A 22,038-nucleotide genomic window follows, 5' to 3' on the forward strand; every position below is an offset into this window, starting at 1 on the left:
CCGCTGCGCCCGACGCTGGATCAACCTTCGCATCGCGCGGGCGGATGGTCTTGATACCGGCGCACCGCGGCGCGGTTGCGATTCGGACCATTAGCGCATGGTCGGCGAAAGTGTAAGCAGTAGGGCGACGGGGCGACAGGCGGAAAACGCCGTTCCCGGATCCGTGACTGGCGACGCGCGATCCGTGCTCCGGCACCGTCAAGTGCCTTTTCATCAAGCGCCTGTTCGTCTCGCCGGTCGCGCTCCGGTTCATTCATTGGATGTGGCTGCGCGCAGCGCTTTTTGCAATTGCGGGCGCGGGCCGAATAGGCGAGAAGGGCGGCGCTTTGCCGGCAATCATGGATCCGATCAATGATGTCAGATACGCTGCGGGCGGTGCTTCTCGGCATTGTCGAGGGCGTCACCGAGTTTCTTCCGGTCTCCTCGACCGGCCATTTGCTGCTGGCGGAGCGCTTCTTCGGCCTCGGTGAGGACGGCTTCTGGAAGAGCTTTGCGATCCTGATCCAGCTCGGCGCCATCCTCGCCATCGTCGCGCTGTACTTCTTCAAGCTGTCGCGCGTCGCGATCGGCGCGCTGTCGAATGCGGAGGACCGGCGCTTCATCATCGGCGTGCTGATCGCCTTCCTGCCCGCCGTGATCATCGGCCTCATCGCCGGCAAATACATCAAGGCGCTCCTGTTCGATCCCTGGGTCGTCTGCTTCTCGCTGATCGTCGGCGGCGCCATCCTGCTGTGGGTCGACCAGATCGATCTCAAGCCCAAAGAGCACGACGCCACGCGCTATCCGCTGATGATGTATCTGTGGATCGGCGTCGCGCAGTGCCTGGCCATGATTCCCGGCGTGTCGCGCTCCGGCTCGACCATCGTGGCGGCGATGCTGCTCGGCGGCGACAAGCGTTCGGCCGCGGAGTTCTCCTTCTTCCTGGCGATCCCGACCATGGTCGGCGCCTTCGTCTACGATTTCTACAAGAGCCGCGCCGAGATGACGGCCGATCACCTCGGCCTGATCGCGATCGGCTTCGTCGTCTCCTTCATCACCGCGATGATCGTGGTGAAGGTCTTTCTCGACTACGTCACCCGCCACGGCTTCATGCTGTTCGCCTGGTGGCGCGTGATCGTCGGCACCCTCGGCCTGATCGCGCTGGCGCTGGGCAGGTAGTTATCGCGTAGGGTGGGCAAAGGCGCGCAGCGCCGTGCCCACCGTCTTCACTCAGAGTGTCGTCGCAGGATGGTGGGCACGCTTCGCTTTGCCCACCCTACGGACCTCTCACGCATTCTTGCGCTGGAACTGCCCGGCGGGGCGGAAGCGCCAGAGATATTGCGGGCCGATCGCCTCGAGCGAATCCGGCGTGATGCCGAGGCCCTGCAAGGTCAGGCCAGCGGCCTTTGCGGCTTCCGACACCACGTTGTCATGACGCAGCAGCTCGACCTGGTCCGGCGTCAGCTTCAGCGGCCCCGGCGCGAACTGCAGCAACGTCGCCTGCAGCTTCGCCAGCCCGAACGGCAGCGGCAGCAGCGCGCGGTTGCGGTCGGTGATGTCGAGGATGATCTTGAGGATCTCGCGGAAGCTCAGCACCTCCGGCCCGCCGAGCTCGTAGGTCGCGCCGGCCTGCGCCTTGCCATCGACGGCATCGGCAACGGCGGTCGCGACATCGCCGACATAGACCGGCTGCATTTTCGTTTCGCCGCCGCCGACCAGCGGCAGGAACGGCGCGATGCGGGCGAGACCGGCGAAGCGGTTGGTGAATTGGTCCTCGGGGCCGAACACGACCGACGGCCGCATGATTACCGCCTCGGGCACCGCGGCCAATACGGCGGCCTCGCCGGCCGCCTTGGCGCGGGCGTAGGACGAAGCCGATTCGGCATCGGCGCCGATCGCCGAGACGTGGACCATCCGCGCGCCGGCGGCCGCTGCGGCCTTGGCGACGGTGGCGGCGCCTTCGCCCTGCACGGCGTCAAACGTCTGCGCGCCGCTCTCGGTCAGGATGCCGACGAGGTTGATCGCGACATGGCTGTCGCGCAGCGCGGCCGCGACCGAATCGGGATAGCGCAGGTTGGCCTGCACGGTGTGGATCTGGCCGACCCGGCCGAGCGGCTGCAGGTGGCCCGCCAGCTCCGGTCGGCGCACCGCGACGCGGATGCGATAATCGCGCTTGGCCAGCGCCCGAACCACGTTGCGTCCGACGAAGCCGGAGCCGCCGAACACGGTGACGAGGGTGTCCAGATTCGATGCCATTGGGATCATTCCTGGGATAGGAGGGCGGTCCGTCCGCCCCGAAGGAGAGGGCTGTTCTCGCGGCGATTCGCACCCGCGGCCGCCATCTTGCGCCGCTGTATAGCCCATCGTCCGCACCGCGGAAAAGGGAGCCGTGTTTTTGCGTATCGGGTGAGAAAAATTGTCATCTTGGGCCTTCAGCGGTTTGACAAGCCGCCGTTCGATCCGTACACACCGCCCCCACATGCCCAGGTGGCGGAATTGGTAGACGCGCTGGCTTCAGGTGCCAGTGGCTTAACGGCCGTGAAGGTTCGAGTCCTTTCCTGGGCACCACGCTATGCCTTTCAGGCTCCGCGTGGCGCCGCCGAGCTGAGACTCGGTTTTCATTTTTCCTGACATCCCTGTCACTGCTGAAGACGCCGGACACACGTTTCGTGTGTCGCGGACGATGGTCTTGCATTGGCGGCTCCCGCAGCGAGCTCCGTTGCGAGCCATGACGACACCTCGTGGAATTCTCGATCGCGCCGCGCTGACGGTCGGCTCCCCTCCCCCTTGCGGGGAGGGGTCGGGGGTGGGGGTCCACGAGTCCCGCTGCAAGTGATACGCCCTCGCTTTGCCTTCCTTAAAGGTGACGGCGCTCGCCATCGGCGTCGGCGCCCGGAGACCCCACCCCCGACCCCTCCCCGCAAGGGGGAGGGGAGCGCACCGTCACCTGCGCGAGAGCATGGCTCAATTGCGTAGAGACCGAGCGCCACGCGTCTGTGGTCGCGATCGGCGTCTTGCATGCAGATCATTCTCATCATCGCGAACGATGCCCTGTCATTGAAAAATCTTGGACAAACATCCTCATCCTCGCGGCGCATCCCGCGCCCGAGCTCTGCTGATCGTCTCGCCCCCGAAATCATGAGGGCGCAGGGAAGGCCGGGTGCCGGTCGCACCCATGGCCCGCCAGCGAAAGAAATGCTGGCGGCAGGAACCACAGGTACGCGCCGGATCATCCGGCCCTCCCTGCGCAACGGTTTTAACGGCTGCTTCGCGTTCTCCCTGGTGCGCCGGGCTTTCTGGCCACCATCACCTGCGCGTCGCGTCAGCGACGTCGCAAGTTTGACATCAGCGTCGGGATGTCAGGACCGCGCGACTTGACCGTGCGTGCATCGATCGTTCGTCGGCGCGGACTGAACCGCGCTGCGTCGACACACGCCCATCGCATCCCACTGCCTACGATCCGTGACGGTCGCGAAACGCCCCTCATGCGGCAGCAGGGACGGGCGGAAATGTGCAAGTGATTTGCCCGACGGCACAAGAGAAAATGCTGCGACAAACTAACACGACGGGCAATTCTAGCATGGGAGGCATGATGACAACTCCACTGGCTTTGCTTCGTTGCTCCGCTCCTCACGATGACGGTGGCGGACGGTGCACCTGGAGCCGCCGGAGCGATGCCTGCAAGCTGCCGATGCGCATCGGTCCAGAAGATCAGGGCGTGGAAACACGGTATATGTAGGTCGAGCCGGCTGTAGGTCGATCGCCACGAGCTGACCGGTGACGGCAACATCGAACAGGCCTCGTATTAGTACGGGCGAGACGATTCGAGGTCATTAACCATTCCGTTGGAAGGTTCCCGCAGTGTGTGACTGCAATTCGCGCAGGTCACGTGTCGTCAAGCCCAGGGAATTCCGCGCTGCCATGAGAATGATCGAGAACATCCGGATCGGCACCAAGCTCATCGTCACATCGGTCATCAGCATTCTTCTCGTCACAGCGATGATCTACATCCAGATGACCGGCGCCGAACAGGTCAAGGCTGCTGCCGACGCGGCGGATCGCCAGCAGGTCATCGCGCGCGATGGCATCGACGCCAAGGCATCTGTCCGCGGGATGCAGATCGGTATGCGGGACATCCTGCTTGCAGCCGACGGCAACGCGTTGAGATCGGCGCTGGACTCTATCGCGGCACGCAAGAAGTCTCTGGCCGGCTCCACTGAGGCGATGTTGAAGCTCTCCACCAATCCGGAGAACCGCGACCGCATTTCGAAGATGGCCACGCTTGGAGCCGACTATGCGGCGCAGGCCGGCGAGGCCGCCAAGCTGCGCGCCGACGCGCTTGCGATCGAGGCCAAGCGGGCCGCAGGAGGCGAGGTTCCGGCCGAAGCCGCCAAGCTCGAGGCCGAAGCGAAGCGGATCGTCCGCGAGGACGCCGCACGTGACGCGAAGGAGCTCGATGAGCTCTCCAACAAGATCGTCGAGTTCGCCGAGCACAGCGTCGAGCAGCAGCTCGCACGGATGGCGGACACCGTTGCCAGCTCGGAAAAGTCCTTCACCATCGTCGCCGCTGCGGTGATCCTGGTCCTGATCGCCGCGGCCGCGCTGGTGATCCTGACCGTGGCGCGGCCGGTCCGCGCGCTGGCCGCCGCGATGGGAGAATTGGCGTCCGGAAACTTCTCCGTGGTCCTGCCGGGACTCGGCCGCCAGGACGAGGTCGGCGATGTCGCCGGCGCGGTCGAGCGCTTCAAGGTGCTGTCCGAGCAGAAGGCGCGCGAGGAGGCCGAGGCCAAGACCGAGCAGGATCGGATCGCCGCGGGCCAGCGACGGACCGCGATGCTGAAGCTGGCCAACGAATTCGAGGCGGCCGTGGGCGGCATCGTCAACACCGTCTCGACGGCGTCGACCCAGCTCGAAGCCGCCGCATCGACGCTGACCGGCACGGCGAGCCGGGCCCAGCAGCAGGCCACCGTCGTTGCTGCGGCGTCGGAGGAGGCTTCGACGAACGTGCAGTCGGTCGCGTCGGCGACGGAGGAGCTGTCGTCGTCCGTCAACGAGATCAGCCGGCAGGTCCAGGAGTCCGCACGGATGGCTGGCGATGCCGTCGGCCAGGCCCGCGCGACGAATGATCGCGTCAGCGAATTGTCGCGCGCTGCGGGGCGCATCGGCGACGTCGTCGAGCTGATCAACAGCATTGCGGGGCAGACCAACCTGCTCGCCCTCAACGCCACCATCGAGGCGGCCCGCGCCGGCGAGGCTGGACGCGGTTTTGCCGTGGTCGCTTCCGAGGTGAAGGCGCTGGCCGAGCAGACGTCGAAGGCGACCGGCGAGATCGGCCAGCAGATCGCCGGCATTCAAGGGGCAACCGAGGAGTCGGTGTCCGCCATCCGGGGGATCAGCGGCACCATCGAGCGGCTGTCGGAGATTTCCTCGACCATCGCAGCTGCCGTGGAAGAGCAGGGCGCCGCGACGCAGGAGATCTCCCGCAACGTGCAGCAGGCTGCGCAGGGCACACATCAGGTGTCGTCGAACATCAACGGCGTCCAGCGCGACGTTGCCGAAACCGGACTGGCGTCGTCCCAGGTGCTGTCGGCCGCGCAATCGCTGTCGCAGGAAAGCGGCCGCCTCAAGCGCGAGGTCGGACGCTTCCTGGACACGGTTCGCGCCGCGTAGACCCCGGCGCGATCGACCGGGCTCGGAGATCGCGCCGTAGCAAAGCCGAGCCGCCGCGCCGCGGCGGCTCGTTGGCCATTGCTTCGCTCCACGCGAATGACAGCGATCGGCATCACGCCAGTGTTGCGCAAGTCTTTCGCCTCACCACGGCTGTCGTCCCCGCCCAGCGCGCAATTGCGCGCGCGGCGCGGGGACCCAAACCGCGTGATGTTTGAAATGGGCAGGCGGCACGTTCCGCGCCTCGCGACAGCCGGTGACGATGTGTCCCGGGTCGGCGCCCGCCGACGCGCGGGGTCAGCGAGCTTATCGGCGACAACGGAGGATGCCGTTGTCAGCTGGCCCTCACCGGATGCAGTTCGCCCGTCCACGGCTGGCGAACAATGGTCACTCCGTGCGTGACGCTGCGATCACGCGCGCCAGCACCGGCCAATACAGATCGCCGTAGCCCGCCTCGATCGCCTCTCCGAGCCGTCGGTCGGCGAGTTCGGCGCCCGGCAGGTCGATCTGTACGGACCTGGCGAGATCGAGCGCGTAGCTGATGTCCTTGCGCGCATATTCGGTCGAGAACGCGCGCTCGGGAAATGTGTCCGGCAGCATCGCCTTCATGCCGTGGTTGCGCAGCGCGAAGCTGTCGGCGGAGCCCTTGGCGAGGGTCTCGAACAGCAGCTTGGGATCGAGGCCGGCACGCTTGGCGGTCTCCAACGCCTCGCCGAGCGCGACCACGGTCTGCATCAGCACCATGTTGTTGAGGATCTTCACGACTTGGCCGGCGCCCACGCCGCCGCAATGGGTGATGTCGGTGGCGAACATCGCGATCAGCGGTCGCAGCCGTTCGAACGTCGCCACGTCGGCGCCCACCATCACGCTCAGCGTGCCGTCCTCGGCCGCCTGCCGGGTGCGGGCGATCGGCGCATCGGCGAAGGCGGCGCCGTTGGCTGCAAAACGCGCGGCGAGCTCCCGGCTGGCCTGCACCGGCGAGGTGCCGAGGTCGACGATGGTGTGGCGCGGCTCGACGTGGCGGAGCAGGCCGTCATCGCCATCGCACACGGCCTGGACATGCTTGCCGCTCGGCAACGCCATGAAGATCACATCGGCCTCGCGCGCCAGCTCCGCCAGCGACGCGGCCCTGATGACGCCGACCGCGGCGAGCCGCTGCAGCGGCGCATCCACACGATCGAAGCCCAGCACCGTGGCGCCGGACTTCCGCGCCAGATTGCGGCACATCGGCTCGCCCATGACACCCAGACCGATGAATCCGATCGCCACCATTTCGAGCTCCTCTTCAATGGACGTCCAAGAATGCATGCCGGGCGACGGCAGAAGCAATCAAGAGCTCCGATCGTCGCGCTGGATGGCTTCGTCGCGGAGCCTGTCATCGGGCCGCGCTTTGCGCGGACCCGTTGGGTCCTCGCAATGACGGCGGTGGGCATCGCGCCAGTGTTGCGCGAGTGCTTTAACTCCCCACCGCCGTCGTCGCCACCTAGCGCGCAATTGCGCGCGCGGCGCGGGGATCCATACCGCGTGATGTCTGGAAGGGGCAGGTGGCACGTTCCGCGCGGCTCACGGCATCCTGTGGTTATGGGTCCCGGATCTGCGCCGGCCGACGCGTTGCGTCGGCCAGCTTGTCCGGGACGACAGTTGAGGATGTGGTTCGAGCCTCTCGTCTCACCATCCATGACCGGCTCGTGCGCTTGCGCGCGTGGCGGATGACACGTGGCGGCGCCCGCATTGCACCTCCTCGCCGCGTCGCACTCACCGAGATCGAATCCGGAGCCGGCCGGAGTTGCGGTTTGACGTAGAGTCTCATTTTGTCTTCCGCACATGCGATGAGTCAGCACGGCTGACAAAGAGCGGTTGCGGACCCGACATCGTCGACAAGGCCGCGGGCATGTGGAGCAAATCGCGGAGATCGCACGCGGGTCATCTGCGTCGCATCGCGCAGCGTGGCGCTCATCGGCCTTTGCTGGCGCGATCTGGCTTGCTGCACTGCCGATTGCTGCGGGACGTCTGCGCGTCGTGCGTGGCAGGGCCTCAGCTCCGGCGCATTCACAGCGGTACGATTAAACGTTAGGTTGACACGTCACTCGTCCCGTCGACACACGGCGCATCACACGAGCTCGGCGTAGCGGCAGACGATCTGGCGAAGGCAGCTCGCGGCAATCGCAGTGCCCATCAACCAAGAACGTAGCGGAGGAAGTGCCATGATAAAGCAACGGAAACGTCTTGCTGGGCCGATTGCGCTCGCCGTCACGACGATGCTCGCCGCCACGGCGGCGTCGGCGCAGACGGTGGACTCGGCGCGCATCGAAGCCGGTGGCCAGAACGACTGGCTGACCTACCACGGCTCGTACAAGTCCTATCACTACAGCCCGCTGTCGCAGATCAACACGAACAACATCAGCAATCTCGGCGTCGCCTGGATCCACATCCCGGGACGATCGACCCGCGGCCTGCAGTCGATGCCGCTCGCGGCCGACGGCGTGCTCTACTACACGGGCTCCTACAGCCGCGTGTTCGCGCTGAACGGCGCCACCGGCGAGGTGATCTGGTCCTACTTCCCGGAGCTGGACGAAGCGCTGGTCGCGCGCCAGACCCACTCGCCGTATAACCGCGGCGTCGCGATCGGCGACGGCAAAGTGTATGTCGGCACCATGGACGGGCGGCTGATTGCGCTCGACATGAAGACCGGCAAGGTCGCCTGGGACACCAAGCTGATCGACTCGCAGAAGCTGACCGTCGGCTTCACCGGCGCGCCGCTCTATGCCAAGGGCACCATCGTGATCGGCTCGCAGGGCGGTGAATGGCCGGGCCGCGGCCCGATCTTCGGCGTCGATGCCGCGACCGGAAAGAAGAAGTGGGAATTCCTCACCGTCGCCGGCACCGAAGAGGCGATGAAGACCTGGGGCAATGATTCCTGGCGCACCGGCGGCGGCGGCGGCTGGATGCCCGGCACCTACGACTCCGAGACCAACACGGTGCTCTGGGGCACCGCCAACCCGGCCCCGCTGTATGATTGGTCGGGCGCGGACTGGAAGACCCAGGGCGCCCGTCCGGGCGACAACCTCTATACGACGTCGGTGATCGGTCTCGACCTCGACAGCGGCAAGCTCAAATTCTATCACCAGGAGCTGCCGCACGACGCCTGGGATTTCGACAGCGCGGTCGGCGAATTCCTGATGCTCGAACGGGACGGCAAGAAGCTGGTGGTGCACCCCAACAAGGGCGGCTTCGTCTTCGTCTATGACCGCGATCTGAAGGTCAACAACGTCTGGCGGCTGGTGGAGAACATCAACTTCGTCAAGACGATCGATCCGAAGACCGGCGAGCTGATCGGGCGCCGCGACTTCACCGCCGGCAAGGTCACCGAGCCACTCTGCCCCTATATCGGCGGCGGCATGAGCTGGAACGGCGGCTCCTACAATCCGAAGACCGGCCTGTACTACAAGATCGGCCAGGAATGGTGCATGACGCTCGACGTCGTCAAGACGACGCCGGTGGTGGCGCCGCAGGCCCAGCTCAACATCGGCGCCGACTTCAAGATCGCACCGCCCCCCGGCGGCGAGATCTACGGTCATCTCGATGCGCGCGACCCGATCACCGGCGCGAAGAAGTGGGAGGTCCGCTATCCCGAGCCGCCGATCGCGAGCGTGCTGTCGACGGGCGGCAATCTCGTGTTCGTGCCGGATTCGCGCGGCACCGTGCACGCGTATGACGCCGAGAGCGGCTCCGAGCTGTGGAGCCGCAACAACGGCACCGGCCATCAGGGTGGCATCATCAGCTACTCGGTGGGCGGCAAGCAGTACATCGCGATGACCGCCGGCTTCGGCGGCATGCTCTCGGACGACTACGCGGCCACGTTCGGCGGCGTCTACAAGAGCATGCCCAGGGATGACGGCGCGCTCATCGTCTACAGCTTGAAGTAGATCGTGGGAGATCGCGGGAACCGGTCCGCTGTTTCCCGCGATCTGGGGTTACCGCGTGTGGAGAGACGAGACTGTCGCCACGAACCATTCGGGTAGTTCGTGATTCCGTCATGCCCGGGCTCGACCCGGGCATCCACGCGGTTCTCAGCGTGCTGGACGACGTGCATGGCCGGGGACAGCCCGGCCATGACGACGAGCGTACAACTCCGACCGTCAATGCGATAAACTTGGCGCTCCGCGCCACTCGCGATGGGACGCAACTGAATCGGTCATGCTTGATGAGATGCGGCTTGATGACGTTTGAATCCACTAGATCTGTGTTGAAGAAACTGGCGTGGACGACACTCGGATTGGTAAAGCGATCCGGCGTGACCCAGGCGCTGCCGCCGGCGATCACCGCCGCCTTGCTCGCCTGCGCCGCACCGGCGTGGGCGCAGTCCGCCGCGCCCGAGCCGCCGGCCGAGCAGTTCGACGTCCAGCAATTGTTCGCGACCACCTGCGGCTGGTGTCACTCCAGCGCCGGCCGTGTCGCCGGTAAGGGCCCGCAGCTGATGGACTCGCCCCGCAGCGACGATTTCCTGCGCAACCGGATCAAGGTCGGCAAGCCCGGCGCGATGCCGGCGTTCGGCGAGACCTTCAGCGATGCGCAGATCGACGCGATCATCGTCTACATCCGGGCCTTGAAGCCGGATTAGTTGAGAGCCATCGGGTGAGGACGACGACATGACACGATTGTTCGCGCTGCTTGCCACCGTGATCGGCACGCTCCTTGTCCTGATCGGCCAGGCCGAGGCGCGGTCGCTCGACGCCATCCGTTCGCAGGGCCAGATCGGGCTGTGCGCCCATCCCAATTCGCTGCCGTTCGCCAGCAAGGCCGGCGACCCGCCGGGTTTTCAGGTCGAGATGGGCCAGGCGCTGGCCCGCGAGCTCGGCGTCTCGCTGCGGCTCGACTGGATCATCACCATGTTCCAGATGCGCGCTGCCGGCTGCGACATCGTCATGGACGTCATTGCCGATCCGGAGGCGCTGGAGCAGACCCGGCTGAAGACGACCAAGCCCTATTATCACACGGGCGTGGCACTGGCGGTGCCGCAGGCGAGCAAGCTCACCTCCATCGCCGGACTCGACCAGACGACCAAGGTCGGGGTGCAGGTCGGGTCGGTCGCGGCGATGCTGATCAGCCAGCGTCACGTGCCGACATCGACCTTCGGCTTCGAGATCGACAGCCTCGACGCGCTGGCCAATCACGAGATCGCGGCCGCCGCGGTGACGCCGGCCAACGCCGCCTATTACAACCAGACCCATCCGGACAAGGCGCTCCGCATCATCGCCCTCGACGACACCGAGCCGAACCTGAACTGGAACGTGGCCATCGGCATGATCCGCCCCGACGATGCGCTGCGCGAGGCGGTGGACGCCGCCCTGGCCCGCCTGCGCGCCGACGGCACCGTCCAGCGCATCTACAGCCGCTACGGCGTGACGCTGCAGGAGCCGAAGTAGGGAGCGTAGCTGGGGCTGCGCGTGCTGAGCGCCCAGCCTCGGACGTCATGGCGGCTATCTCTGCTGCAGCGTTCGCCAGCAGCCGGCACCGACCAGCTTGCGGGTCAGCGCACCGCCGGCGAAGCCGCGATAGATCTCGATCCCGGAGTCGTGCGACAGCAGGATCAGTTGGCGCTTCGGCTTGGCGGCCACGATGGCGTCCCAGCCGAGCGTGAGGCCATGCGCGATCGCCTGGGCGAACAGCGCCGCTTCGCCGCCATCGAACAGGTGTCCCGGGGCGTCGTACAGCCGCCGCTGCTCCTGGTGCGACGATCGCCAAATCCGGTAGCGCCTCCAATCCGGGTCGGACAGCGCCGGCTCCTCGCATCCGTCCCCGCGCAGCGCCCATTGGAACAGGACGATGGCTTCGGCAAAGCGGCCCGCAGCAGCGGCAATGGCCTCCGCATCGCGGGCATGGTCCCGCGCCGTCACGCTGTGCTCGTAGAGGACGGCCCTGGGCGTCGCGCATGCCGCGATCTCACGCTGCAATCGCTGCCCGAGCAGTTTTGCGTCCTCGCGTGCCACGAATTTCATCCGTCACTCCGGCGTCGTCGTCGCCGAGTGCAATCGCGCGCGGCACGGGAACATATACCGTGTGGTCTCGGGAAGCGGCAGGCGGTACGTTCCGCCTCATGAAAGATGGTGGTCGGGGTCCCGGATCTGCGTCCGCCGACGCGTGGCGTCGGCGGGATCGTCCGGGGACGACAGCGGAGGATACGGCTGTCGAAGTAGGCCGTTTCAGGTGCAGTCCGCCGGCCGAGGTTACGAACCAGGGCCGGCGAACAGGCTTCCGTTATCCCTTGTATCCCATCAGCAGCCGCGGCAGCCACAGCGAGAAGGCGGGGACGTAGGTCACGAACATCAGCGCGGCGATCAGCGCGGCGTAGAACGGCAGGATGGTGCGCATGACCGCGCCGACCGAGATGCCGCCGATGGCGCAGCCGACGAACTGGGTGGTGCCGACCGGCGGGGTGTTGAGGCCGAGCGCGCAGTTGATCAGCATCAGCATGCCGAACTGCACCGGATCCATGCCCGCCTTCATCGCGATCGGCAGGAAGATGGGCGTGCAGATCAGGATGGTGGCCGCCATGTCCATGAAGGTGCCGAGCAGGAACAGGATGACGTTGATTAGCAGGAAGATCATCCAGGGCTGCGACGACACCTTGTTCATCAGGTCGCCGGCGAAGTCGGCCACCTCGTACAGTCCCATCAGGTACTGGAACATGGTGGAAACGCCGATCAGCAGCAGCACCACGCCCGTGGTCTTCACCGCCTTGGCGGCGGCGCGCAGGAAGTTCTGCAGGGTCATGGTGCGGTAGATGAAGAACGTCAGCACGATCGTGTAGGTGACCGCGACGGCCGCGGATTCGGTGGCCGTGAAGACGCCGGACAGGATGCCCGCCAGGATGATGCCGACGATCAGGAGGCCCGGCAGCGCCGCTGCGAACGAGCGGAAGACCTCCGGCCAGCCCGGGAACTTGCCGGCGGGATAGCCGCGCTTCACTGCGACGCCGTAGGCGGCGACCAGCATGCAGATCATCAGCACCAGCGCCGGAAGCAGGCCCGCGGCGATCAGCGCGCCGATCGACACCTTGCCGCCGGCGGAAAGCGCATAGATGATCATGTTGTGGCTGGTCGGCATCAGGGCGCCGACCAGCGAGGCGTGGGTGGTGACGTTGACGGCGTAGTCGGTGTCGAACCCTTCCTTCTTCATCATCGGGATCATCACCGCGCCCATCGCCGAGACGTCGGCGACCGGCGAGCCGGAGACGCCGCCGAACAGCGTGCAGGCGACGACGTTGGACATGCCGAGGCCGCCGCGGATGTGGCCGACGAGGTTCTTGGCGAGCTGCACGATCTTGTCGGCGACGCCGCCATGCAGCATCAGCTCACCGCTGAAGACGAAGAACGGGATGGCCAGGAACGAGAAGATGTTCATCCCCGACATCATCTGCTGGAAGATCACCGCGACGGGCAGGCCTTCATACAGGATGGTGCAGATTGCCGAGAGACCGATGGCGAAGGCGACGGGGACGCCGAGAACCAGGAAGCCGAAGAACGTGGCGCCGAGAATGATTAGTTCCATGAGGGGACGACCTCTTCGCCGCGCAGCAGAGCAATGATGTGCTCGATTGAGAAGGAGACGATCAGCACGCCGGAGGTGACCAGCGGCACGTAGCGGACGACTTCGGGCAGGCCGAGATTGGGAATCTTCACGGTGCCGACGGAGGCGCCGAGGATCCAGCCGTTATAGGCCATCGCGAGACCGAACAGCGCGACCAGCACGTGGATCACGAGCTCGATCTTCTCACGCGTCGAGTCCGGCAGCATCACCAGCAGACTGTCCATGCCGATGTGGCCGGCGTCGCGGACGCCGACGGCGGCGCCGATCAGGGTGACGTAGAGGATCAGGACCAGCGCCAGATTCTCGGTCCAGGTCGGGCTGGAGTTGAGAACGTAGCGTCCGAACACCTGGTAGAAGACGATCGTGACGATGACGAGCAGGCCGGTGACGGACAGATACATGCCCAGGCGTGCGATGACGGCGTTGATCCGCGACAGCGGGCCGGTCGATGGGCGCCCCTCCTGCTGCTCGTGGTCTCCAACATGTGGATCTGTCATTCCCTCCCCCTCCCGTGCAGTGTCCGGCGCCGCCGCGTGGCGACGCCGGGGCCTGTCACTGTTGTCTTACTTGGTGTCCTGGATGCGCTTGACGAGCTTCGAGAGCTTCTCGTCGCCGGCGAACTTCTGGTAGACCGGCTTCATCGCGTCGACGAATTCCTGCTTGTTGGCAATCGTCACGACCTGGGCGCCCGCGGCCTCGACGATCTTGCGGGAGTTCTGCTCGCGCTCATCCCAGAGCTTGCGCATGACCGGAACGGAGTCCTTGGCAGCCTTGCGGACCAGCGCCTGGTCCTCCTTGCTCAGCGTGTCCCAGACCTTCTTGGACATCACGAGGACTTCGGGTGCCAGCGAGTGCTCGGTGATGTTGTAGTACTTGGCGGCCTCGAAATGACGCGAGGATTCGTAGGACGGCCAGTTGTTCTCGGCGGCGTCGACCAGGCCGGTCTTGAGCGCGGTGTAGACCTCGCCATAGGGCATCGGGGTCGCGTTGGCGCCGAGACTCTGGATCATGCCGACCCAGAGGTCGGACTGCTGGACGCGGATCTTCAGGCCCTTGAGGTCGGCGAGCGACTTGACCGGCGCCTTGACGGTGTAGATCGAGCGCGCGCCGCTGTCGTAGTAGGCGAGGCCGATCAGGCCGGCAGGCTCCATGGCGGCCAGGATCTCGTCGCCGATCGGTCCGTCCAGGACGTTGCGCATGTGCTGGGTGTCGCGGAACACGAAGGGCAGGCAGAGCGCGACAGTCTCGGGCACGAAATTGTTCAGCGGCGACGAGTTGATCCGCATCATGTCGAGCGCGCCGATCTTGAGCTGCTCGATGGTGTCCTTCTCGGAGCCGAGGGCGCCGTTCGGGAACACCTTGACGCCGAGCTTGCCGCCGCTCGCCTCGGAGAGCTGCTTGCCCATGAACTTGACGGCTTCGACGGTCGGATAGTCGGCGGGATGCACGTCGGCCGAGCGGAAATCGCGCGCCATCGCCAGGGGCGATGAGACCGCCAGAACGGCGGCTGCAACAATAGCGGAAAGTGTCTTCATCTGGGCTTTCTCCTCCTGTGAATTTTGTCGTCGTTGGGCAATTCTGCGGGCCGACTTGGGTCGCTCCACTGCAGATGCTAGATCAAGCGCCAGTCTCGTGCCTAGGGCGAGGGGCATTTTCTGTCAAAGCCAAAGGCGGCATCGATCAATGCAAGACTTGCATCGATCGGTCGGGCGCGATCCGCCGCAGCGCAAAACATGCGGGTCGGCTCGTCCGCCGTCTCATCCCTACGAAAGGATTAGTCGGCCAGCTGCTCGCCTTTGACGCCGAGCCTGCGCAGCAGCACCGTGAGCGCGATCGCCGGCAGCATGATTCCGACCGTGAAATCGTCCGGCCGGCGCAGGAAGCCGAGCGTGGCGTAGCGCTCGGCGAAGCTGCCGAGCTTCGTCCGGCGCGACAGCACGCTGCGCAGGATCAAGAGGGGGCCCAGCACGAGCAGCACCGCGACGGCGAGCGCCGCCACGGGCCACGGCATCGGCAGTCTCTCGATCCCGCGCGTCGTGAAGCCGTAGAGCAGCAGCAGCCCGATCGGCGTCAGGATCACCCCGCATAGACCGCAGGCGACGCGCACCAGGAGGTCGTCCTGCATCAACTCCTCGGCAAACTGCTCCAGCAGCTGCTTCATGGTGGTGTCCTCGTCGCTCTGCCTGGCGGGTGCCGGCCGTCGCTTGCGATTTGTAATTGCCGTCGGTAGCATCCTCCCGTTCCGGCGCGAACCGATGTTAGTCGGCGACACCGCGCCGGGCCAAGCTTTCTCGTCGCTTGCCGCGCGCCATGCGCCGTCCATCGAACATCTCCGATCAATTGCGCCGGCAGCGATCGATGGCAGTCCGGTGCTGCACGCTCTGGCTGCTGCGGAGACGCCGGGGCGGGTGGCGCGATCACATCGGCCAGCCCTTGCATCCGGGCGGCCGGGCTGGCAATCCCTCGGCTGATTCTTGAGGGCCGGCCCGGCGCGTTTGCCGGATCGTTACCAGCGCCGGGCTACAGCCGGTTTCCGAGCGCTTCCTGCGGCGTCGCCCCGGCCCGTCGCGTCCGACATCTGGTTCGACTGAGGGTTTGACAGCCATGACCGTACGCCTGCACCGCGGCGACCTGCCCGATCTCTCCCGCTACACCTCATCGGTCGCGATCGACACCGAGACGATGGGGCTCAATCCGCACCGCGACCGGCTGTGCGTGGTGCAGCTGTCGCCCGGCGACGGCTCGGCCGACGTGGTGCAGATCCCCAAGGGACACACCGACGCGCCGAACCTGAAGGCGCTGCTCGGCAACCCCGCCATCACCAAGATCTTCCACTTCGCGCGCTTCGACGTCGCGACGCTGTTTCATACCTTCGGCGTGATGCCGCAGCCGGTCTACTGCACCAAGATCGCCTCGCGGCTGGCGCGCACCTACACCGACCGCCACGGCCTCAAGGACCTCGTCCGCGAACTGCTCAACGTCGATCTCTCCAAGCAGCAGCAGTCGAGCGACTGGGGCGCCGACGCGCTCAGCGAGCCGCAGCTCGCCTATGCCGCCTCCGACGTGCTGCACCTGCATGCGCTGCGCGAGAAGCTCGATGTGATGCTGGCGCGGGAAGGGCGGATGGCGGTGGCGCAGGCCTGTTTCGCGTTCCTGCCGCACCGCGCGATCCTCGATCTGGGCGGATTCGAGGCCGAGGACATCTTTGCGCATTCGTAAGGGCGCGGCGCCGTTCACGATCATTAATCTCTCTTAATGATTGCGGTCGCCCCTGCGTCGCGATTTCGCGACAGTTCCGGGCTGCAATGGCCGGCATGGCCATGATAGGATGAGCGCTGTTTCGCGCGCGTCCCGCGCCCGTCGGAGCTCCGGTGAACTCGGTCCAGAACCCCGCCTATGATCCCACCCTGCAGGCGCGCTTCGCGGTGGCGGCGCGCCACAGCCGCATCGTGCGGCTGTTGCGGATCGCGGTGCCGGCAGCGGTCGGACTGGCGATGGCGGTGGTGATCGGCATTGCGCTGTTGAATCCGTTTCACATGCCGATCGACACCGGTAATTTGACCGGCAACCTCGTCATCTCCGGCCGCAAGATCACGATGGAGACGCCGCATCTGACCGGCTTCACCCCGGACCAGCGGCCCTATGATCTCGTTGCCAAGAGCGCGGTGCAGGACCTTGCCGATACCGATCACGTCGAGCTCAACATCCTCCGCGCCAAGGTGCTGATGGAGGATCAGTCCGTCGTGACCCTGAAGGCCAACACCGGCGTGTTCGATACCAAGCAGCAGCAGCTCGAGCTGAGGAAGGACATCCTGCTGACGACCTCGACCGGCTACGAGGCGCGGCTGAGCCGAGCCTTCGTCGACATGGCCAAGGGCAGCGTCACCTCGGACGAGCGGGTCGACGTCAAGCTGACCAACGGCACGCTCTCTGCGGATCGCTTGCGCATCACCGACAATGGCGAGGTCATCCGCTTTGAGGGCAACGTCGTGATGAATCTCGAGAACATGAATGCCGCTCCGGCGACGGCGAGCGCCGATCAGGCTCGTCCCGCCCGCAACCCAAAGTGATCCCATGACGACGACGTGCCGCTTCATTTCCACAACGATTCGCGCCGCCGGTGTCGTCGCGCTGACGACGGCCGTGCTGGCCTGCGCCGGCGGAGCGCTGTGGGCCCAGGGCACCGGCGTGCCGAATGCCATGCAGGGCTTTTCGCAGAACCGCGACCAGCCGATCCAGATCGAGGCCGCCGCGCTGGAGATGCGCGACAAGAAGAAGGAGGCGACCTTCTCCGGCAACGTCAAGGTGGTGCAGGGCGACACCACCATGACCTCGAAGACGCTGGTCGTGTTCTATGATGGCGGGCAGAACGGTGCCGGCGCCAAGCCCGCCAAGGCCGCGCCGGCGGCGACGCCAGGGCCCGACGGCAGCTCGGCGATCCGCCGCATGGAGGCGCGCGGCGACGTCAAGGTGACGCAGAAGGACCAGGTCGTGACCGGCGAGACCGCCGTCTACGACACCAAGACCAACATGATCACGATGCAGGGCGGCGTGGTGCTGACCCAGTGCAAGAACGTCATGCGCGGCGACCGCCTGACCGTGGACATGACCACCGGCGTGTCGCGGGTCGAATCCGATGGCGGCCGCGGTGTGCAGGTGTTGCTGCCTCAGGCGGGCGCGGGAACGAATGGCGGCGGCGGCTGCGGTCCGTCGACCGCCGCAGCTCCGGCCAGCGCCGGGCCACTGCAGCTCGCTCCCAGCAAACAGAAGTGATCTCAGTTATTTAGCGAAACGCTTGCGGCTCCTGTTGAACGATGCCGCGGCTGCCTCTATCTAGCGAACGGGCGGTTCTGTCGCAGGGCCGCAGCAACGGGGCGCCGGGACCCGGCTGCAGGCCTGCGAGACAGTGATGCCGGACGCCGATGCGCTTCTCGCGATCGGTCGCCTCTTCCGAGGGGCGACCGTGACCTCGCCGTCAGACGATAAACTCCGGAGCGCGGGTCTCTCTCCCCCGCGCTTTGGCCGCCCTCGTGTGTCCTAGTGATCCGCGAGGCACGTGAGATGCGTTCGCTCGCGGTGAGCGGGCGAGCCAGCGCTGCGGCCGGTGACGGGCAGCCTCGAAGGGCGTAAGCGAAACGGGGATGGTGGATCTACTCGGCATGTTTCGTGGGCGTCCCGCCAAGCGCGGCCAGCGCGGCTCGGCGCGGCGGCGCGACGACATCACGGCCATGGACGATCCCTTCAGCTCGTCGATGAGTGACGATCCGCTCTCGGCGCTCGCCGACTCCGTGCGCAACGAGTCGACGCGGAACGAGCAGCAGCCCGCGATGCGCATCAATCCGCGCTCGCCGCAGAACACCGAGCAGATCCAGCGCAAGCGGCCGTCCTCGCAGCCGGTGCCGGCCAAGCCGCGCAACAATGGCGCCGTCGCCAGCCCGCAGCTGCTGCGCCGGCCGGGCTTCCTCGCGGTGCATTCGATCGAGAAGAGCTTTGGCAGCCGCCAGGTGGTGCGCGGCGTGTCGATCTATGTCCGCCGTGGCGAGGCAGTCGGCCTGCTCGGGCCGAACGGCGCCGGCAAGACCACCGTGTTCTACATGATCACCGGGCTGATCAAGGCTGATCGCGGGGCCATCGAGCTCGACGGCCACGACGTCACGCGGCTGCCGATGTATCAGCGCGCGCGACTGGGAATCGGCTACCTGCCGCAGGAGGCCTCGATCTTCCGCGGCCTCACTGTGGAGCAGAACATCCGCGCCGTGCTCGAGGTCGTCGAGCCCTCGCGCAAGAAGCGCGAGCGCGAGCTCGACGCGTTGCTCGAGGAGTTCACCATCACGCGGCTGCGCAAGTCGCCGTCGATCGCGCTGTCTGGCGGTGAGCGCCGCCGCGTCGAGATCGCGCGCGCGCTGGCGACACGGCCGAACTACATGCTGCTCGACGAGCCGTTCGCCGGCATCGATCCGATCGCCGTCGGCGACATCCAGCAGCTGGTGCGCCATCTCACCAACCGCGGCATCGGCGTGCTGATCACCGACCATAACGTCCGTGAGACGCTCGGTCTCACCGACCGCGCCTACATCGTCTATGCCGGACAGATTCTCACCGAAGGCAGCCCCGAGGAGATCGTCGCCGATCCCGACGTGCGCCGGCTGTATCTCGGTGAGGAATTCAGGTTGTAGGAATACCGACGCGGGATTTGTCGGCAGCACGACAAGCGACGGAATCGCTGCGATTCACGCTGTTTCCCGGGCACCTTGTGCGGACCGGTAACCTCGTCTTCTCAGCAGCGCCATACTCCGTTTTTCTTATACGTCAAGACGTGTACATCGCGCGCAGATTAGGATAAGCAAGAATTGGACCAGTAAGGGAATGTTCTTGCTCCCATGGCGTTGACGCAGAGACTAGAATTCCGCCAGTCGCAGTCGCTGGTGATGACGCCGCAGCTGATGCAGGCGATCAAGCTGCTGCAGCTGTCCAATCTCGACCTCTCCACATTCGTAGAAGAAGAGCTGGAGCGTAATCCGCTGCTGGAGCGCGCCAGCGACGGTCCGGAAGCGCCGGTCGCCGGCGAGCAGCAGATGTCGGAGCGCGCGGAATTCTCCGAGGCCGGCGAGGGCGGTGGCGAAGATTTCGGCGACGGTGCTGGTGGTGCGGGCGAGACCTACGAGAGCGCGCCTGAAGACTGGATGAGCCGCGATCTCGGCACGCGTACGGAGATCGAACAGACGCTCGATTCCGGGCTCGAAAACGTCTTCTCCGAGGAGCCTGCGGAAGCGGCGGCGCGCACTGCGCAGGACGCCGCGCCCACCACCTACACCGAATGGGGCGGCGGCGCCTCCGGTGACGAGGACTACAATCTCGAAGCCTTCGTTGCGGCCGAGACGACGCTGTCGGATCATCTCGCCGAGCAGGCCGCCGTCGCTTTCACCACGCCGGCCGACCGCATGATCGGCCAGTATCTGATCGATCTCGTCGACGAAGCCGGCTATCTGCCGGCCGACCTCGCCCAGGCCGCCGACCGTCTCGGCGCCGAGCAGGCCGATGTCGATGCCGTGCTCGGCGTGCTGCAGACGTTCGATCCGCCGGGCATCTGCGCGCGCAACCTGAGCGAATGCCTCGCGATCCAGCTGCGCGAACTCGACCGCTACGATCCGGCCATGCAGGCGCTGGTCGAGCATCTCGATCTCCTCGCCAAGCGCGACTTCGCTTCTCTGCGCAAGCTATGCGGCGTCGACGACGAGGATCTCGTCGACATGATCGGCGAGATCCGAAGGCTCGATCCCAAGCCCGGCCTCAAATTCGGCACGACGCGCACGCAGACCATGGTGCCCGACGTCTATGTGCGTCCGGGCCCCGATGGCGGCTGGCTGGTCGAGCTCAACAGCGACACGCTGCCGCGCGTCCTGGTGAACCAGCGCTATTACTCGGAGCTGTCGAAGACGATCCGCAAGGACGGCGACAAATCCTACTTCACCGACTGCCTGCAGAATGCGACGTGGCTGGTCCGCGCGCTCGATCAGCGCGCGCGCACGATCCTGAAAGTGGCGACCGAGATCGTGCGCCAGCAGGACGGCTTCTTCACCCATGGTGTCGCGCATCTCCGTCCGCTGAACCTGAAGGCGGTTGCGGATGCGATCCAGATGCACGAGTCGACGGTGTCACGCGTCACCGCCAACAAATACATGGCGACCAATCGCGGCACTTTCGAGCTGAAATATTTCTTCACCGCTTCGATTGCATCCGCCGATGGCGGCGAGGCGCATTCGGCGGAAGCGGTGCGGCATCACATCAAGCAGCTGATCGATGCGGAAGATGCCTCCGCAATTCTCTCGGACGACACCATCGTCGAGAAGCTGCGCGCCGCCGGCATCGACATCGCACGCCGCACGGTCGCGAAATACCGGGAGGCGATGCGGATTCCGTCCTCGGTGCAACGCCGCCGCGACAAGCAGAGCATGCTGGCGCATGCCCTGTCGGCGCCCGCCAGTGCCGACCGCACCCGGGATACCGCGTCAGTTTGACCGCAGCTCAAGATTGCGCCTTAACCAAATAGGCTTAGTGTCATACCCGGTTCACATGAATCGAGGCGACACATGACCCTGCGGATTTCCGGAAAAAGCATCAGCGTCAGCGAAGCGCTGCGAGGGCGCGTCAGCGAACGCACCGACGAAGTCTTGCGCAAATATTTCGACGGCAATTATTCCGGTCACGTCACGCTCTCCAAGGACGGCTTCGGGTTCAAGACGGATTGCGCCCTGCACCTGGATTCCGGCATCACGCTCGAGGCCGAATCGAACGCACCGGACGCCTATGCCAGCGCCGACCAGGCGCTCCTGATGATCGAAAAGCGGCTGCGCCGCTACAAGAGCCGGCTCAAGGACCGTTCCGCCCGCAAGTCGCACGCGGCGACCGCGGCGCTGGCGAGCCTCGATGGCGCGGTGCTGGATGCGCCGAGCTATGTGATCGAGGCGCCGGCCGAGGGCGACGAGGAGATCACCGGGTACAGCCCCGTCATCATCGCCGAGAACACCACCGCCCTGAAGCGGCTGTCGGTCTCCGAGGCGGTGATGGAACTGGACCTTTCCGGGGCACCCTGCATGGTTTTTCAGCATGGCTCGAGCGGCCGCGTGAACATCATCTACCGCCGTGCCGATGGCAATATCGGCTGGGTCGATCCGCCCGCGGTCAAGCCGTAGTCATACGGGCGCGCCTCGGGTTCCCTGAGGGACGTGAAAATCAGGTTCCTGATCAGGTGTTTGAACGCACCGATTGCGACGTCACGCCACGGCGAGGGCCGTGGTGCGA

Annotated in this window: 19 protein-coding genes and 1 tRNA gene; 13 read left to right on the plus strand and 7 right to left on the minus strand. The window is 65.9% G+C overall.

Annotated elements, in window-relative coordinates:
- The first annotated feature begins 351 nt into the window (after positions 1–351).
- On the plus strand, positions 352–1,158 hold the full coding sequence (locus tag ACQR1I_RS29740; RefSeq protein WP_434869642.1) for an undecaprenyl-diphosphate phosphatase: 807 nt from the start codon (positions 352–354) through the stop codon (positions 1,156–1,158).
- A gap of 108 nt (positions 1,159–1,266) precedes the next feature.
- Here the strand turns inward: ACQR1I_RS29740 and ACQR1I_RS29745 are convergent, their stop codons facing one another.
- Positions 1,267–2,235, minus strand: a complete 969-nt coding sequence (locus tag ACQR1I_RS29745) for a complex I NDUFA9 subunit family protein (protein ID WP_434869643.1) — start codon at positions 2,233–2,235, stop codon at positions 1,267–1,269.
- Positions 2,236–2,460: 225 nt separating this feature from the next.
- Here ACQR1I_RS29745 and ACQR1I_RS29750 point away from each other — a divergent pair.
- The 3 genes from ACQR1I_RS29750 (at position 2,461) to ACQR1I_RS29760 (ending at position 5,649) form a co-directional block, all read left to right on the plus strand.
- A tRNA-Leu gene (locus ACQR1I_RS29750) sits at positions 2,461–2,547 on the plus strand.
- Between the two features lie 450 nt (positions 2,548–2,997).
- Positions 2,998–3,357, plus strand: coding sequence for a hypothetical protein (locus ACQR1I_RS29755; RefSeq protein ID WP_434869644.1), 360 nt, complete (start codon positions 2,998–3,000; stop codon positions 3,355–3,357).
- A 543-nt stretch (positions 3,358–3,900) separates the two neighbouring features.
- Positions 3,901–5,649, plus strand: a complete 1,749-nt coding sequence (locus ACQR1I_RS29760) for a methyl-accepting chemotaxis protein (RefSeq protein ID WP_434869645.1) — start codon at positions 3,901–3,903, stop codon at positions 5,647–5,649.
- 384 nt (positions 5,650–6,033) lie between these two features.
- Here ACQR1I_RS29760 and ACQR1I_RS29765 read toward each other — a convergent pair whose 3' ends face one another.
- The gene (locus ACQR1I_RS29765) at positions 6,034–6,954 is read right to left on the minus strand and encodes an NAD(P)-dependent oxidoreductase (protein ID WP_434869646.1); all 921 of its coding nucleotides are present in this window, start codon (positions 6,952–6,954) and stop codon (positions 6,034–6,036) included.
- Between the two features lie 896 nt (positions 6,955–7,850).
- On the opposite strand from ACQR1I_RS29765, the gene ACQR1I_RS29770 reads away from it, so the two are divergent.
- The 3 genes from ACQR1I_RS29770 to ACQR1I_RS29780 all read left to right on the plus strand — a co-directional run bounded on the left by ACQR1I_RS29770 (position 7,851) and on the right by ACQR1I_RS29780 (position 11,072).
- Complete coding sequence (locus ACQR1I_RS29770; RefSeq protein ID WP_434869647.1) at positions 7,851–9,572, plus strand: pyrroloquinoline quinone-dependent dehydrogenase; 1,722 nt, start codon at positions 7,851–7,853, stop codon at positions 9,570–9,572.
- 350 nt (positions 9,573–9,922) lie between these two features.
- Positions 9,923–10,267 carry a c-type cytochrome gene (locus ACQR1I_RS29775; protein WP_434869648.1) on the plus strand — a complete coding sequence of 115 codons (345 nt, stop codon included), beginning with the start codon at positions 9,923–9,925 and terminating at the stop codon, positions 10,265–10,267.
- A gap of 28 nt (positions 10,268–10,295) precedes the next feature.
- Positions 10,296–11,072, plus strand: coding sequence for a substrate-binding periplasmic protein (locus ACQR1I_RS29780; protein WP_434869649.1), 777 nt, complete (start codon positions 10,296–10,298; stop codon positions 11,070–11,072).
- A 54-nt stretch (positions 11,073–11,126) separates the two neighbouring features.
- Here the strand turns inward: ACQR1I_RS29780 and ACQR1I_RS29785 are convergent, their stop codons facing one another.
- The 5 genes from ACQR1I_RS29785 to ACQR1I_RS29805 form a co-directional block, all read right to left on the minus strand.
- A complete protein-coding gene (locus ACQR1I_RS29785; protein WP_434869650.1) occupies positions 11,127–11,645 on the minus strand; it encodes a hypothetical protein in 519 nt (172 codons plus the stop codon).
- A 259-nt stretch (positions 11,646–11,904) separates the two neighbouring features.
- Complete coding sequence (locus ACQR1I_RS29790) at positions 11,905–13,197, minus strand: TRAP transporter large permease (protein ID WP_434869651.1); 1,293 nt, start codon at positions 13,195–13,197, stop codon at positions 11,905–11,907.
- On the minus strand, positions 13,188–13,733 hold the full coding sequence (locus ACQR1I_RS29795; RefSeq protein ID WP_434869652.1) for a TRAP transporter small permease: 546 nt from the start codon (positions 13,731–13,733) through the stop codon (positions 13,188–13,190). Before ACQR1I_RS29795 ends, ACQR1I_RS29790 begins: the two co-directional genes overlap by 10 nt.
- A gap of 66 nt (positions 13,734–13,799) precedes the next feature.
- Positions 13,800–14,771 carry a TRAP transporter substrate-binding protein gene (locus ACQR1I_RS29800; protein ID WP_434869653.1) on the minus strand — a complete coding sequence of 324 codons (972 nt, stop codon included), beginning with the start codon at positions 14,769–14,771 and terminating at the stop codon, positions 13,800–13,802.
- Between the two features lie 239 nt (positions 14,772–15,010).
- A complete protein-coding gene (locus tag ACQR1I_RS29805; protein ID WP_434869654.1) occupies positions 15,011–15,397 on the minus strand; it encodes a hypothetical protein in 387 nt (128 codons plus the stop codon).
- Between the two features lie 443 nt (positions 15,398–15,840).
- Between ACQR1I_RS29805 and ACQR1I_RS29810 the strand changes: the two genes are divergently transcribed.
- From ACQR1I_RS29810 to hpf, 6 genes are all read left to right on the plus strand, one after another.
- A complete protein-coding gene (locus tag ACQR1I_RS29810; protein WP_434869655.1) occupies positions 15,841–16,455 on the plus strand; it encodes a ribonuclease D in 615 nt (204 codons plus the stop codon).
- A 152-nt stretch (positions 16,456–16,607) separates the two neighbouring features.
- Entirely contained in the window at positions 16,608–17,306 is a 699-nt protein-coding gene (gene lptC / locus ACQR1I_RS29815; RefSeq protein ID WP_434869656.1) for an LPS export ABC transporter periplasmic protein LptC, read from the plus strand.
- A 4-nt stretch (positions 17,307–17,310) separates the two neighbouring features.
- Positions 17,311–18,009: an LptA/OstA family protein gene (locus ACQR1I_RS29820; RefSeq protein ID WP_434869657.1), complete on the plus strand. Its 699-nt coding sequence runs from the start codon at positions 17,311–17,313 to the stop codon at positions 18,007–18,009.
- A gap of 368 nt (positions 18,010–18,377) precedes the next feature.
- The gene (gene lptB / locus ACQR1I_RS29825) at positions 18,378–19,412 is read left to right on the plus strand and encodes an LPS export ABC transporter ATP-binding protein (protein ID WP_434869658.1); all 1,035 of its coding nucleotides are present in this window, start codon (positions 18,378–18,380) and stop codon (positions 19,410–19,412) included.
- A gap of 204 nt (positions 19,413–19,616) precedes the next feature.
- Positions 19,617–21,254: an RNA polymerase factor sigma-54 gene (gene rpoN / locus ACQR1I_RS29830; RefSeq protein ID WP_434869659.1), complete on the plus strand. Its 1,638-nt coding sequence runs from the start codon at positions 19,617–19,619 to the stop codon at positions 21,252–21,254.
- 72 nt (positions 21,255–21,326) lie between these two features.
- A complete protein-coding gene (gene hpf / locus ACQR1I_RS29835; protein WP_434869660.1) occupies positions 21,327–21,929 on the plus strand; it encodes a ribosome hibernation-promoting factor, HPF/YfiA family in 603 nt (200 codons plus the stop codon).
- Positions 21,930–22,038: the final 109 nt, after the last annotated feature.

This window comes from Bradyrhizobium sp. HKCCYLS2038 (assembly GCF_051167655.1).
In the GTDB taxonomy this organism is placed as follows: Bacteria; Pseudomonadota; Alphaproteobacteria; order Rhizobiales; family Xanthobacteraceae; genus Bradyrhizobium.